Annotated in this window: 12 protein-coding genes and 1 pseudogene; 5 read left to right on the top strand and 8 right to left on the bottom strand. The window is 62.3% G+C overall.

What is annotated here, in order from left to right:
• Positions 1-2: 2 nt before the first annotated feature.
• From cyoB to K288_RS0110645, 4 genes and pseudogenes are all read right to left on the bottom strand, one after another.
• Positions 3-2,000 (bottom strand): cytochrome o ubiquinol oxidase subunit I, encoded by a 1,998-nt coding sequence (gene cyoB, locus K288_RS0110660; RefSeq protein ID WP_027579538.1) that lies wholly within the window; start codon positions 1,998-2,000, stop codon positions 3-5.
• On the bottom strand, positions 1,990-2,823 hold the full coding sequence (locus K288_RS0110655) for a ubiquinol oxidase subunit II (protein ID WP_027579537.1): 834 nt from the start codon (positions 2,821-2,823) through the stop codon (positions 1,990-1,992). Before K288_RS0110655 ends, cyoB begins: the two co-directional genes overlap by 11 nt.
• 255 nt (positions 2,824-3,078) lie before the next feature.
• Positions 3,079-3,312, bottom strand: a pseudogene (locus K288_RS50480) (glycoside hydrolase family 3 protein); the annotation flags it as partial.
• 83 nt (positions 3,313-3,395) lie between these two features.
• Positions 3,396-4,628, bottom strand: coding sequence for an acetyl-CoA C-acetyltransferase (locus K288_RS0110645; protein ID WP_027579536.1), 1,233 nt, complete (start codon positions 4,626-4,628; stop codon positions 3,396-3,398).
• A 186-nt stretch (positions 4,629-4,814) separates the two neighbouring features.
• Here K288_RS0110645 and dctP (K288_RS0110640) point away from each other — a divergent pair, with 186 nt between their 5' ends.
• The 5 genes from dctP (K288_RS0110640) to K288_RS0110620 are packed head-to-tail and all read left to right on the top strand — an operon-like array spanning position 4,815 to position 9,994.
• Positions 4,815-5,846 (top strand): TRAP transporter substrate-binding protein DctP, encoded by a 1,032-nt coding sequence (dctP, locus tag K288_RS0110640; RefSeq protein WP_043159597.1) that lies wholly within the window; start codon positions 4,815-4,817, stop codon positions 5,844-5,846.
• 17 nt (positions 5,847-5,863) lie between these two features.
• Positions 5,864-6,412, top strand: coding sequence for a TRAP transporter small permease (locus K288_RS0110635; protein ID WP_027579534.1), 549 nt, complete (start codon positions 5,864-5,866; stop codon positions 6,410-6,412).
• The gene (locus tag K288_RS0110630) at positions 6,409-7,698 is read left to right on the top strand and encodes a TRAP transporter large permease (RefSeq protein WP_027579533.1); all 1,290 of its coding nucleotides are present in this window, start codon (positions 6,409-6,411) and stop codon (positions 7,696-7,698) included. Before K288_RS0110635 ends, K288_RS0110630 begins: the two co-directional genes overlap by 4 nt.
• A gap of 26 nt (positions 7,699-7,724) precedes the next feature.
• On the top strand, positions 7,725-8,762 hold the full coding sequence (gene dctP / locus K288_RS0110625; RefSeq protein ID WP_043159596.1) for a TRAP transporter substrate-binding protein DctP: 1,038 nt from the start codon (positions 7,725-7,727) through the stop codon (positions 8,760-8,762).
• Complete coding sequence (locus tag K288_RS0110620) at positions 8,759-9,994, top strand: CoA transferase (protein WP_084799545.1); 1,236 nt, start codon at positions 8,759-8,761, stop codon at positions 9,992-9,994. The genes dctP (K288_RS0110625) and K288_RS0110620 overlap by 4 nt, the downstream gene beginning before the upstream one ends.
• Before the next feature lie 83 nt (positions 9,995-10,077).
• Here the strand turns inward: K288_RS0110620 and K288_RS0110615 are convergent, their stop codons facing one another.
• Genes K288_RS0110615 through K288_RS45200 form a run of 4 tightly spaced genes read right to left on the bottom strand, consistent with a single transcriptional unit; the run spans position 10,078 to position 13,388 of the window.
• Positions 10,078-10,932 (bottom strand): CoA ester lyase, encoded by an 855-nt coding sequence (locus K288_RS0110615; RefSeq protein WP_027579530.1) that lies wholly within the window; start codon positions 10,930-10,932, stop codon positions 10,078-10,080.
• Between the two features lie 4 nt (positions 10,933-10,936).
• Positions 10,937-11,392 carry a MaoC family dehydratase gene (locus tag K288_RS0110610; protein WP_027579529.1) on the bottom strand — a complete coding sequence of 152 codons (456 nt, stop codon included), beginning with the start codon at positions 11,390-11,392 and terminating at the stop codon, positions 10,937-10,939.
• Positions 11,392-12,168, bottom strand: a complete 777-nt coding sequence (locus K288_RS0110605) for an enoyl-CoA hydratase/isomerase family protein (RefSeq protein ID WP_027579528.1) — start codon at positions 12,166-12,168, stop codon at positions 11,392-11,394. The genes K288_RS0110610 and K288_RS0110605 overlap by 1 nt, the downstream gene beginning before the upstream one ends.
• On the bottom strand, positions 12,165-13,388 hold the full coding sequence (locus K288_RS45200; RefSeq protein ID WP_043159593.1) for a CoA transferase: 1,224 nt from the start codon (positions 13,386-13,388) through the stop codon (positions 12,165-12,167). Before K288_RS45200 ends, K288_RS0110605 begins: the two co-directional genes overlap by 4 nt.
• Between the last annotated feature and the right edge of the window lies 1 nt (position 13,389).

Below are 13,389 nucleotides of genomic sequence, written 5' to 3'. Positions count from 1 at the left end.
GCTCAAGCCCCCGCGAGGCTGATCATGGCGCGCCGCTCTTCGATATTGGCGCGGTCGATGCGCGCCACCTCCTTCGCCGGGATGACGTATTCGTCATGGTCACGCCATGCGAATGCAACGAAGGTCGTGAAAGCGCCGATCGCACCGGCTGCGACCATCCACCAGATGTGCCAGATCAGCGCAAAGCCCATGATCGTGGCGAAGAAAGCGCACACGAAGCCGGTCGGAGAATTGCGCGGCATCTCGATATCCTTGTAGTCCGGCTCGCGCTTTTCGAGGTCCTGCTGCTTGGCACGCGCTTTCAATGACCAGTAGGCATCTTCCCCGCTTACGTCAGGTGGAATCGCGAAATTGAACACCGGCGGCGGCGAGGCCGTCGCCCATTCCAGCGAGCGTCCGTCCCATGGATCGCCGGTGCGGTCGCGCAACTCCTCGCGACGCCGAATGCTGACGGTGAGTTGCATGATCTGGAAGATGATCCCGGCCAGGATAATGAGGGCGCCGACCCCTGCGATCAGGAGCCACGGGCGCCATTCCGGAACATCGTAGTGCTGCATTCGCCGCGTCATGCCGAGGAAGCCGACAGCATAGAGCGGCATGAACGCGACGTAGAACCCGATCAGCCAGCACCAAAACGCCGCCTTGCCGAACCCCTCATGCAGACGGAAGCCGAACGCCTTCGGAAACCAGTAGGTATAGCCCGCGAACGCGCCGAACAGTACGCCGCCAATGATCACGTTGTGAAAGTGAGCGACCAGGAACAGGCTGTTGTGAAGCAGGAAGTCCGCCGGTGGCACGGCGACCAGCACGCCAGTGAGGCCACCGAGGATGAACGTCACCATGAAGCCGAGCGCCCACAGCATCGGCGTGTCGAAGCGCACCCGCCCACCATACATCGTGAACAGCCAGTTGTAGATCTTCACGCCGGTCGGCACCGCGATGATCATGCTAGCGATCCCGAAGATCGCATTGACGGTCGGACCAGCGCCCATGGTGAAGAAATGATGCAGCCACACCATGAAGGAGATGATGCAGATCGCCATGGTGGCGAGCACCATAGACCGATAGCCGAACAACGGCTTGCCTGAAAACGTCGAAACCACCTCGGAGAAGATTCCGAACGCGGGCAACACGAGGATGTAGACCTCGGGGTGGCCCCATGCCCAGATCAGGTTCATGAACATCATGACGTTGCCGCCGGCCTCATTGGTGAAGAAATGGAAGCCGAAATAGCGGTCGAGGATCAGCATCGCCAGCGTTGCCGTCAGGATCGGAAACGCCGCCACGATCAACAGATTCGAGGCGAGCGTGGTCCAGCAGAACATTGGCATGCGCAAATATGTCATGCCTCTGGTGCGCAGCTTCAGGACGGTGGTGACGAGATTGATCCCGGCAACCAGCGTGCCGACGCCGGAGATCTGTAGCGCCCAGAGATAATAGTCGACGCCGACACCCGGCGAATAAGTAAGTTCCGACAGCGGCGGATAAGGCAGCCATCCGGTGCGCGCGAATTCACCGACCACGAGCGAGATGTTGACCAGCAGTGCGCCTGTTGCCGTGAGCCAGAAGCCGACGGAATTCAAGGTCGGAAACGCCACGTCGCGCACGCCGAGCTGCAGCGGCACCACCAGATTCATCAGCCCGATCACGAACGGCATCGCCACGAAGAAGATCATGATGGTGCCGTGCGCGGAGAATATCTGGTTGTAGTGCTCCGGCGGCAGATAGCCTTGCGACTGGAGGGCGATCGCCTGCTGCGATCGCATCATGAGCGCGTCAACGAAACCACGCAGCAGCATGACCGTGGCAAGCAGAGTATACATGACGCCAATCCGCTTGTGATCGACGCTGGTGATCCACTCGCGCCAGAGATATGGCAGGTGGCCTGCAAGGACGACCCAGGCGAGAACGCCCAGGATGACGAGCGCGACCAGGCCCGAGGCGATCATCGGAATCGGCTGATCGATCGGAATGGCGGACCAGTTCAGCTTACCGAACATCATGACCTCCGATATACGACTGCGCGCTTTCCGACGTCAGCTTCGGTCCCGGTCCCGGGGGTATCTGCTGGGTCACGATGGCGTGGAACAGCCGCGGGTCCTCGAGCCGATAGGTCGATGTCCCCGTCTCGACTGATTGCTGGGCGAGCTTTCCATAGCTCTCGGCGTTCAGGATGCGATCGGTCTGGGCTGTGCGCGCAACCCAGTCAGGAAACTCGAGCTGTGGCACGACCTGAACATCGAACATCATATCGGGAAAACCATCGCCGCTGAAATGGGACGACAGACCCCGAAGGGTGCCCTGATTGTCGGCACGCAGCTTCAACCGCGTCACCATGCCGTTCATCGTGTAGATCATGCTGCCAAGCTGCGGGATGAAGAATGCGTTCATCACGCTGCCGGAGGTCAGTTCAAGGTCAAGGGGAGAACCGACGGGTACCGTCAGCGTGTTGACGGTCGCGATCCCCTGGTCCGGATAGATGAAGAGCCATTTCCAATCGAGCGACACGACCTGGATGCGGATCGGAGCGCCGGTCCCGTCAATGGGCCGGGCCGGATCCAGTTGATGCGATCCGATCCATGCGACCCCGCCGAGCAGGATGATCGTCAGCGTCGGGATCGACCACACCACGAGCTCGATGCGACCGGAATACGCCCAGTGAGGTTGATAGGTCGCCCGCGGATTGGACTCTCGAAACCAGTATGCAAAGGCAAAGATTGCCGCGATCGTCGGCAGAACGATCGCCAGCATGATCCCGATCGAGTCGATCAGAATTGTCTTCTGGGCAGCGGCAATCGGACCTTGCGGATCGAAGATATTCATCGCGAAGCCGTGACGGTGTTGTTGCTACAGCGGGGTGTTGGAACGACACTTCGGCGGACAAGATCGGCTTGGTCGGAAGCCAGGCAACGGTGCCGCGGTCCCGACAGGAAGACTCGCGTTGTCACTTTAGAGGTTCGTCTCGGGATTGTCCGATCAAATTTTGCTCGCGCCGCACCGATACGCGGGCTCGATCGTTCATTTTTGAAAAAAAGGCGACGTAGTTCTGCTATCGCGGCCCTCGCCCGACGAGCGTCCTCAATCTCCCGGAAATGCGCGTCTCAAGCGCGCTTCGCTTTCGCGCAGCATAGCTTGATCCAGCTTTCCTTGCCGGGACGCGTCCAGGGCGCAGGCAAAGATGCGATAGAACTACGCGCCGTCGAGTGCGACCAGGAGCATGTCGACGCCGGCATTCAGTGCCTCGACGACGGCATCGCAGACATTGCGCCAGTAGATCGCTCCCATCACGAGGTCATCCGTCATCACGATGCCTGATGGGCGGCTCGATCCGACTCTTGCCGACCAGTGAAGGCGCGACCTTCGAGCTTAGGTTTCCCGCCGCTTGAACCCTGCCGTTACACCCGCTCGATGATGATCGCGGGCGCCATGCCGCCAGCGGCGCACATGGTCACCAGACCACGCTTGAGGTCACGCCGCTCCAACTCGTCCAGCACCGTGCCGATCAGGATCGAGCCGGTCGCACCGATGGGATGACCGAGCGCGATCGCGCCGCCATTGACGTTGACCTTGTCGCGATCGAGCTTGAGGTCACGGATGAATTTCTCCGCGACCACGGCAAAGGCTTCGTTGATCTCGAACAGGTCGATGTCGTCAAGCGTCAGCCCGGCCTTGGCCAGCACCTTACGTGCCGCCGGCACCGGCGCGTTCAGCATCAGGGTCGGTGAGTCCCCCATATTGGCCATGGCGACCACGCGCGCCCGCGGCTTCAGGCCGTGCTTCCTGGCGTAGTCGGGCGACGCCAGCAGGATCGCCGCGGAGCCATCGACCACACCGGACGAATTTCCCGCGTGATGGACAAAGTCGATGTCGAGATCAGGATATTTTTCCAGGATCAGCTTGCGATAGGTCGTGCCCTTGTCGTCGAGCGCGTAGTCGGCAATCGCGGGGAAGGCCGGCTTCAGTGCCGCGAGCCCTTCGAGCGTGGTCTGCGGCCGTGGATATTCCTCCTTGTCGAGCGCGAGCGTGCCATCCTCGCGATAGACCGAAACCAGGCTCTTGTCGAAATGGCCGCCCTTGATCGCGGCCGCCGCGCGCTTCTGGCTCTCCAACCCGAGCGCATCGACATCATGCCGAGTGATGCCCTCGAGCGTCGCCACCGCGTCAGCACAGACGCCCTGGTGCGATTGCGGATGCCTTGCGCGCAGGCGGAGATTGCCGGCGTCCATCATGAACGGCCCCTCGCCGCGCCGACCTTCCATCGACATCACCTCGGTGCCACCGGCGATCACGAGATCTTCGGAGCCGGACATGATCGAAGCGGCGGCCATGTTGACGCTGGTGATGCCGGAACCGCAGAAGCGGTCGAGCGTGACACCGCTCGCCTTCACGTCATAGCCGGCATCGAGCGCCGACATGCGGCCGAGATCGCCGCTCTGCGGGCCACGTTGCGAACTGGTGCCCCAGATGATGTCGTCGACATCTGCGGTGTCGATTCCAGTGCGATCGGCCAGTGCGCGCAGCACGGTGGCGCCGAGCTGCTGCGGATGAATGCCTGACAGCGCGCCCTTGCCCGCCTTGCCAATGCCTCGCGGCGTCCTGCACGCATCGATGATCAGCGCGTCAACCATGGTGTGTTCCTCATGATGTTGGTTGAGTGCATTTGCAGCCGATCCCTCCGCAAAGTCAATTCGCGACCGCACAAGCCGCGCTTTCCGGTTGTGGCGCGGCACGGCCTCGGCCTGCGCGCCGTTCTTGACGATCAATTTCGTTTATGCGCAGCTACTTCCAACAACAATACGTCCCAGGGAGGATCTATGGTCGCGATCGGGCGGACCCTTGTCGGCTGCGCTTTTTTGGCTGCATCGACAGTTCTGGCGCAGGCCGCCGAACCGCTTCACCTGCGGGTGGCGGACTCCTTTCCGAAGGGCCACTATCTCGTCAAGCTCGTCCTCGAGCCCTGGATGGAGGAGGTCAAGAAGCGCACCAACAACGCGGTGACCTTCGAGCACTATCCAGCGCAGCAGCTCGGCAAGGCCGCCGACATGCTGAAGCTGACCCAGACTGGTGTTGCCGATATCGGCTATGTCGCGCCGGCCTATGTCTCCGACAAGATGCCCGTGTCCGAAGTCGCCATGCTGCCCGGCGCCTTCGAGCAGTCCTGCCAAGGGACGCTGGCCTACTGGAAGCTCGCGCGGAACGGCGTCATTGCGCAGCAGGATTATACCGCCAACAATATCCGCCTGCTGCTCGCGGTCAGCCTGCCGCAATATCGCATCTTCACCGTCAAGCAGCCGGTCAAGGATGTCGGCGATGTCACCGGCCTGAAGCTGCGTTCCACCGGCGGTGCGCAGGATCTTACGCTGCGTGCGATTGGCGCCGTGCCGGTGCGCATGGCAGCGCCCGACGCCTATGAATCGCTGTCGCGCGGCACCATGGACGGGCTCTTGTTCCCGCTCGAAAGCGTGGTTGCCTATGGCGCCGACAAGCTCGTGAAATACTCGACCGATGGAATAGGCTTTGCCAGTTTCATCGTCGCCTATTCGATCAGCGAAACCGCCTGGAAGAAACTTTCGCCCGAGGTGCAGAAGGCGATGATCGATGTCGCCGAGGAGATCATTCCCTCTGCTTGCCAGCAGGTCCAGAAATCGGACGACGAAACCAAGAAATCGATGGAAGCGACAGGGGTCAAGTTCGAGACGCTCTCGCCTGATGCCAGTGCGAAATTCAAGAACCTGATGAAGGGCGTCGCCAAGACCTGGTCGGAAGGCCTCGACGCCCGCGGCAAGCGCGGCAGCGACGCGCTGAAGGAGTTTGACGCGGCGGTTGCGGCCATTCCGGCCAAGTGAACTGGGGGGAGCTAATTTTGCTTGACGGAATATTGAAGGCGCTGGCGGCGATCGAGAAGATCGCCTCCACCGTGGCAGCGGTGTTGATGTTCGCCATCATGATCATCGTGTTCGGCGATGTCATCATGCGCTACGCGTTCAACAAGCCATTCTCCTGGGCCTATGACCTGATCTCGCTTTATCTGATGGTGGGCATCTTCTTCCTGGTGCTGTCGGAAGCCTATGCCAGCCACGCCCATGTCAGCGTCGATATCCTGCAGCAGAAGTTCTCGCCGGCGATGATCCGGGTCTCCGAGATCGTCACCTGTATCGTCGGCATCGTCGTGTTTTCCCTGATCGCCTATCTCGGCTTCCAACGGGCCGTCGACAGCTTCCAGTCTGCCGACGTCATGGCGGGCGCCATTCCGTGGCCGATGTGGCCATCGATCGCGCTCGTTCCCTTCGGAGCCGGACTGATCACGTTGCGCCTTGCGCTGCACCTGATCGGTCACCTCCTCTCGCTGGCCACCGGCCGCGCCCTGATCGCGCTGCCATCGTCGCACGCCACGGGGGAGACCTTCGAATGATCTTGACCCTTGCGATGGTCGTGCTGTTCGTGCTGCTCGCGATCGGCACGCCGGTTGGCTTTGCCATGGCCGGCTCGGGGGTGCTCGGCCTCTATCTGATCGGCGGCATGCCGATGCTATCAGGCATCCTGCAGACCGCGCCGCTGTCGGCGGTGACGTCCTACGAGCTCATCACCATCCCGATGTTCCTGCTGATGGCGGAATTCGTGCTGCTCAGCGGCATCGCCGACGACCTGTTCAAGGCGACCGCCGCCTGGGTCGGACGCATCCCAGGCGGGCTCGGCATGGCAACCGCGCTTGCAGGCGCCGGCTTCGGCGCGATTTGCGGCACCAGCACTGCGTCCGCCGCGACGCTGTCGGCCACCAGCCTGCCGGCGATGCTGAAGCAGGGATACGAACCGAAGATGGCCGCCGGCGTGGTGGCGATTTCGGGCACGCTGGCGATGCTGATCCCGCCGTCTGTGGCGCTGGTGATCTACGGCCTGCTCGCCGAAGTGAACATCGGCGCGCTCCTGATCGGCGGCGTCATTCCGGGCATCCTCGTGACCTTCACCATCATGGCGACGGTGTGGTTCCTGGCCTGGCAGGATCCGTCGCGCGCGCCGTCAGCACCATCGGTCTCGCTCGCGGAAAAATTCCGCATGCTGCGGGTAGTCGGACCGATGCTGCTGCTGTTCGGCATGGTGACCGGCGTGATCTATACCGGCGTCGCCACGCCGACCGAAGCCTCCGCGCTCGGCGCCTTCGGCGCTTTCGTTCTCGCGCTCTGGAAAGGCAAGATCACCTGGAAGAGCCTGCGGGCCGCACTGCTGCGCTCGGCGCATGGCACCTGCATGATCGCGATGATCCTGTTTGGCGCCTCGATCTTCGGCTACTTCTTCACGCTGACGCAGCTGACGCAGAACCTGGTCGCCTGGGTGGGTGGCCTGCAGGTGCCACCCTGGCTGATCCTCACCATCATCCTGTTCGGCTATATCGTGCTCGGCTCCTTCATGGACCAGATCGCGATCCTGGTGCTGACGGTGCCGATCGTGCTGCCGCTGATCAAGTCGCTCGGCTACGATCCGCTCTGGTTCGGCGTCATCAAGATCGTCACCGCCGAAGTCGGCATGATCACGCCGCCGGTCGGGCTGAACTGCTTCGTCGTGGCCCGCTATTCAGGGCGCCCGGTCGCCGAGGTGTTTCACGGCGTCTTGCCGCATTTCATCGCCCATCTGATCGCGATCGCGATCCTGGTGATCTGGCCGATGATCATCCTGTGGCTGCCGATGAAGATGGGCTACTGAAACAACAAAAAAGGAGAGGAAACAAAATGAAGGTTCGTCTGCAGAGACGCTTCGTCCTTGCTGCGCTCATGGTCGCCGCCGCGACGTCTCCAAGCCTCGCTCAAGAGAAGATCACGTTGCGCCTGGCCGACAGCCTTCCCAACGGCCACGTTATCCATGAGCTGGTCGGCAAGCCATTCTCCGAGCTCGTGACCAAGATGACCAACGGCCAGGTCACCTTCCAGCACTTCCCCGCCGAGCAACTCGGCAAGGCCAAGGACATGGCGCAACTCACTGTCGCCGGCGTCGCCGACGTTTCCTATGTGGTGCCTTCCTATTCATCCGACAAATATCCGCTGACCGCGGTTGCCGAACTGCCGGGCATCTTCGAGACGGAATGCCAAGGGTCGATTGCGTTCTACAAGGTCTCCCACAATGGCGGCATCCTCGAGGCCAAGGAATTCGCTCCGAACCAGCTCCGCCCGCTGGTGACGATCGCATTGCCCGCTTATCAGATGCAGCTCGCCAACAGCCGCGAGGTCAAGACTGCAAAGGACCTGGAAGGCCTGAAGATCCGCACCACCGGTGGCGCAATGGACCTGATGACGCGCTCGATCGGCGCGGTGCCAGTGCGGATGGCGGCGCCCGAAATCTATGAGTCGCTCACCCGTGGCACACTCGACGGATTGATCTTCTCCTACCAGAGCTCGGTGTCCTACGATTTCGGCAAGATCCTGAAATCCGGTACCGAAGGGCTCAATTTCGGCACCGCGATCTTCACCTATTCGATGGGCGAAGCCAAGTTCCGCTCGTTGCCCGAGAACGTGCGCAAGGCGCTGGTCGAAGCCGGCGAGCAGACGACGCGCGAAGGCTGTAAGCGGTTCGAGGATGGCGAGAAGGCCGCAACGGAGAAGATCAAGTCGCAGGGCATGAAGGTCATCAACTTCAGCGCTGACGACAAGAAACAGTTCCATACCGCCTTCAAGTCCGTCGCCGAGGACTGGGTAAAGGACATCAATAAGCGCGGCAAGCCGGGCACCGAAGTGTTCAAGGCGTTCACCGAAGCTTTGGCTGCAGGCCGTTGACCGGCCGCGCTCAAGACGGCGCGACGAAGCCGGCGGGTCCCCTCGCCGGCTTCAAGGTGATCGATCTCACCAGCGTCATGATGGGGCCCTACGCGACCATGATCCTTGGCGACTATGGCGCCGACGTCATCAAGGTCGAAAGTCCCGATGGCGACGTCATGCGCCATGCCGCGCCGATGCGCCATCCGGGAATGGGCGCGATGTACCTGCAGGGCAACCGCAACAAGCGTTCCATCGTACTCGATCTCAAGAAGCCGAGCGGGCGTGAGGCATTGTTGCGGCTCGCGTCCTCGGCCGATGTGTTCGTTCACAACGTCCGGCCGGCCGCAATGGCGCGGCTCAAGCTCGGCGCGGATGATCTGCTCGCGGTCAATCCGCGGCTGGTCTATGCGAGCCTGCACGGCTTCGGCGAGACCGGCCCCTATGCCGGGCGGCCGGCCTATGACGATCTGATCCAGGGATTGACCGCGCTGCCAGCGCTCACGGGCAAGATCACCGGCGAGCCGCGCTACTCGCCGGCCACGATGGCGGACCGCATCGTCGGCCTGAACGCCACCCATGCGATCCTCGCCGCCTTGATCCATCGCGACCGCACCGGCGAAGGCCAGGCAATCGAAATCCCGATGTTCGAGACCATGGCGCAGTTCGTGCTCGGCGACCACATGGCCGGCCGGAGTTTCGAGCCGCCCATCGGCCCGCCCGGTTATTCGCGATTACTGTCGCCGGACCGCCGTCCCTACCAGACCAGCGACGGCTATATCTGCGCGCTGGTATATTCCGATAAGCAGTGGAACGCCTTCTTTCGCAAGATCGGCCTGGAGAACGAAGCTGATCGCGATCCCCGGCTGAACAGCATTTCAGCGCGCACGCGGAACTATGATTTCGTCTACGACTGGTTTTCAAAGGTGATGAAGACCCGCAGCACCGCCGAATGGATGAAACTGCTCGAAGAGGCCGATATTCCGCACGCTCCGCTGCATGATCTCGACAGCCTGATCGACGATCCGCATCTCGCCGCGGTCGGACTCATCCAGTCCATCGAGCATCCGACCGAAGGAGCACTCCGCCTCGCCGGCCCCGCCGCGACGTGGAGCAAGACCCCGCCCCGGATCCGCCACCATCCACCGCGGCTCGGCGAGCACGGCGAGGACATCCTGCGCGAAGCGGGATTTACGGAGGACGAGATTGCCCGGCTTGCCGCTGAGGAAGCGTTGATCAACCCAGCTTCGTAGGGTGAGCAAAGCGAAGCGTGCCCACCATTCACGGTTGGTGCCGGAATAGGTGGGCACGCTTCGCTTTGCCCACCCCACGCACCTCACCCCCGCCGCGACGCCAGAATCTTCTCCGCGGCGCGCAGATGCGGCTTGTCCAGCATCTTGCCATCCATCTTCACGACACCGGATGGATTGCCCGCGAACGCGGCGACGACGCGCTCCGACCACGCGATCTCCTCATCGGTCGGCATGAAAGCGGCATTGACGACGTCGACATGCTTTGGATGGATCACCGCCTTTGCCAGGAAACCATCCTGCCGCGCCGTGATGCATTCCTCTCGCAGCGCCTCGATATCATTGATGTCTGTCGCAATCGTATCGATGGCGACGACGCCGGCGGCGGCCGCGCTGATCAGGCAGAGATCGCGCGCCAGCCAGAACGGGCTGTGAAAACGGTTACCCGTGCGGTTGCGTGACGCTCCAAGAGACGCGGCGAGGTCTTCGGCACCCCACATCATGCCCCACAGCCGCGGGCTCATATTCTCGAAGTCGAGCAGTTTCAGCACCGCCCGCGCCGTCTCGGTCGCAACCGTCACGATGCGCGTCGTGCCTTGCGCGATGCCGGATGCCGCCTCGAACGCATCGAGATAAAGCGCGAGCTTGTTGACGTCGGCGGCACCGGCACATTTCGGCAGAACGATGCCGTCGGGCTTTCCCGGCATGACGGCTGCGAGATCGCCCAGCGTCATGTCGGTATCAAGCGCGTTGACGCGGACATACATCTTCTGATCCGGATTGCGCGAATTGAGCATCTCGCGCGTAATGCCGCGCGCCGCCATCTTTTGCTCCGGCGCAATGGAGTCTTCGAGATCGAGGATCAGGGCATCCGCGGCCGTCTTCTTGGCGCTTTCGAATTTCCGGACACTGTCGCCGGGAACGAACAGGAACGAGCGCATCGCCTCACGCCTTCGGTTTGCAGAGCATCAAGCCGGTTCGGCGGCAGCTCGCCACCACCTCGCCGCGCTGGTTGGTCATGGTATGCTCGAATTCCACGAGCCCCTGGGTCGGCCGCGACTTGCTCGGGCGTTTCGAGACGATCCTGGTGTGCGCCCGCAGCGTATCGCCGTGAAACACCGGCTTCGGAAACTTCACATCCGTCATGCCCAGATTGCCGACGGTGGTGCCGAGCGTCGTATCATAGACGCTCATGCCGATCATGATGGCGAGCGTATAGAGGCTGTTGAACAGCCGCTGGCCATATTCTGTCTTCTCGGCGAGATGAGCATCGAGATGCAGCGGTTGCGGATTCATGGTCAAGAGACTGAACATCGTATTGTCCATCTCGGTCACGGTGCGGCTGAATTCATGATGGAATTCCCGCCCGACCTCGAACTCCTCGAAATATAGCCCTGCCATCAGCGTCCCCGATAGTTTGGCGTCCGCTTCTCGACGAACGCGTTCAATCCTTCCTGACAATCCTCCGTCGTCGCGACGAGCGCAAAGCTCTCGGCCGCATTCTCGATCGCGCGGCGGTAATCCGCATCCACCGCACGCATGAAGGCGTCGCGGCCGATCTTCATCACGATCGGCGACTTGGCGGCGAGTTTTCGGGCGACCTCGCGGGCGCGATCGAGCGCGGTTCCCTTCGGCACGACTTCGCTCAAGAGGCCCATGCGGAACGCTGTCGCGGCATCGAACGGCTCGCCGAGAAACAATGGCCCGAACGCCTGGTGCTTTCCGACCAGCCGCGGTAAATGCACGAAGTGCAGCGCTGGTATCAGCCCGACATCGATCTCCGGATAGCCGAAGGTCGAGGCGTCGCCGGCAATGATCATGTCACAGGATATGGCAATGGTCATGCCGCCGGCCCGCGCGGCACCGTCGATTGCGGCAATCGTCGGCTTGCCCATCCGGTACTGGACGTCGTTGAGGGCGAAGTAGAGGCGTTCGAGAAAGCCCTTGGTCTCGATCGCCGGCTTGCCGCGCACGATATCGAGATCGAGCCCGGCACAAAACACCTTGTGAGCGCTGCCGATGATCACGGCGCGCACGGCGGCATCGTCCTTAGCCGTCTGCAATGCGGCCAACAGCGCGTCGATCAAGGACAGGCTCAGCGCGTTGACCGGCGCGCGATCCAGCATGATCTCGGCAATACCGTCGGCAACCGAGTAGCGGACGAGTTTGTTGCTCATGATGCGTCACCTCCATTTGGCCGCGACTGACGCACCGCACCGCTCGCGATCAACTCATCGATGACCGCGCTGTCGATACCAGCCTCTGTCAGGACCTCGAAGCTGTCCTGTCCAATATCCGGCGCCGGACATAAATCGTCCTCTGAACGACTTGCGATCCCGGGCGTCCGAGGCGTGTAGACCGGGCCGACGCCGGGCGTGTCCTGGCAGACCGCAGCCCTGGTTGCCTCGACGTGCGCATTCCTCAGCCATTCGCCGGGATTGAGGATGCGCTCCGCGATGATATCGGCCGCATGCAGGCGTGTCAGCCAGGCGTCGGCTGTTTGGGTGAGAAACACCTCCCGCAGCTGCGAGATCAGCGCGTCGGCCGAATCCGCACGCCGGGCGAAATCGGCAAAGCGCGGATCGGTGGCGAGGTCGTCGCGTCCGATCGCGGTGCAGAGCCGCTTGTACTGCGCTTCGTTCACCAGCGTGACCATCATCCAGCCGTCCTTGGCCTGGTAGGTGCCGGCTGGAACGTTGAGTGCGCGCGGTGCGCCGCCCTCGAGAATGAACTCCGCAACCTTGTGGCCCAGCAGCGCCGCCGTCGACTGGCAGAGATTGACGTCGATCCAGCGGCCCGTGCCCACGGTCGCCCGCGCGAACAGCGTGGTGGCGATGGCCTGGAAGGCGTAGACGCCGGTGACGATGTCGGAGATCGTGGTGCCGACCCGGTGCGGCACCCCATCCGTGCCGGCATTGATCGAGACCAGACCCGAAAAGGCCTGCGCCACGGAATCCGATCCGGGACGCTTGGCATAGGGCCCGCTTTGCCCGAAGCCGCTGACCGAGAGATAGATCAGGCCGGGATTGTCGCGTGCTAGCGCTTCATAACCAAGTCCAAGCCGCGCGGCCACGCCCGGCCGGAAACCTTCGATCAGGACGTCGGCTTCCTTTGCCAGCTTCTGGGCAATTGCGATCCCATCCTTGTGCTTCAGGTCGAGGCACAGGCTGCGCTTGCCGCGGTTGTAGACCGCCGACAGCGTGGTGTGGTTGCCATAGGTCGTACCGAGATAGCGTGACCAGTCACCCTCGGGCGGCTCGACCTTGATGACGTCGGCGCCGTAAACGCCAAGCAGCATCGCGCAATACGGCGACGCAATGCCCTGTCCGAAATCGAGCACGCGAAGGCCGCGATAGGGCGCCTCGTGCGTCGGCGCCAGCCTGCTTTCAACCGCCATT

Source organism: Bradyrhizobium sp. Ai1a-2 (assembly GCF_000426245.1).
Lineage (GTDB): Bacteria > Pseudomonadota > Alphaproteobacteria > Rhizobiales > Xanthobacteraceae > Bradyrhizobium.
The sequence above is the reverse complement of the archived record's forward strand: the minus strand, read 5'-3'. Positions and strand labels throughout refer to the sequence as shown.

Bases quoted from the DNA above. Each gene is read 5' to 3' on its own strand.
- K288_RS0110615 (WP_027579530.1), bottom strand. From the start codon at position 10,932: ATGCGCTCGTTCCTGTTCGTTCCCGGCGACAGTGTCCGGAAATTCGAA.
- K288_RS0110645 (WP_027579536.1), bottom strand. From the start codon at position 4,628: ATGGTTGACGCGCTGATCATCGATGCGTGCAGGACGCCGCGAGGCATT.
- K288_RS45200 (WP_043159593.1), bottom strand. From the start codon at position 13,388: ATGGCGGTTGAAAGCAGGCTGGCGCCGACGCACGAGGCGCCCTATCGC.
- dctP (WP_043159596.1), top strand. From the start codon at position 7,725: ATGAAGGTTCGTCTGCAGAGACGCTTCGTCCTTGCTGCGCTCATGGTC.
- K288_RS0110630 (WP_027579533.1), top strand. From the start codon at position 6,409: ATGATCTTGACCCTTGCGATGGTCGTGCTGTTCGTGCTGCTCGCGATC.
- dctP (WP_043159597.1), top strand. From the start codon at position 4,815: ATGGTCGCGATCGGGCGGACCCTTGTCGGCTGCGCTTTTTTGGCTGCA.
- cyoB (WP_027579538.1), bottom strand. From the start codon at position 2,000: ATGTTCGGTAAGCTGAACTGGTCCGCCATTCCGATCGATCAGCCGATT.
- K288_RS0110610 (WP_027579529.1), bottom strand. From the start codon at position 11,392: ATGGCAGGGCTATATTTCGAGGAGTTCGAGGTCGGGCGGGAATTCCAT.
- K288_RS0110605 (WP_027579528.1), bottom strand. From the start codon at position 12,168: ATGAGCAACAAACTCGTCCGCTACTCGGTTGCCGACGGTATTGCCGAG.
- K288_RS0110655 (WP_027579537.1), bottom strand. From the start codon at position 2,823: ATGAATATCTTCGATCCGCAAGGTCCGATTGCCGCTGCCCAGAAGACA.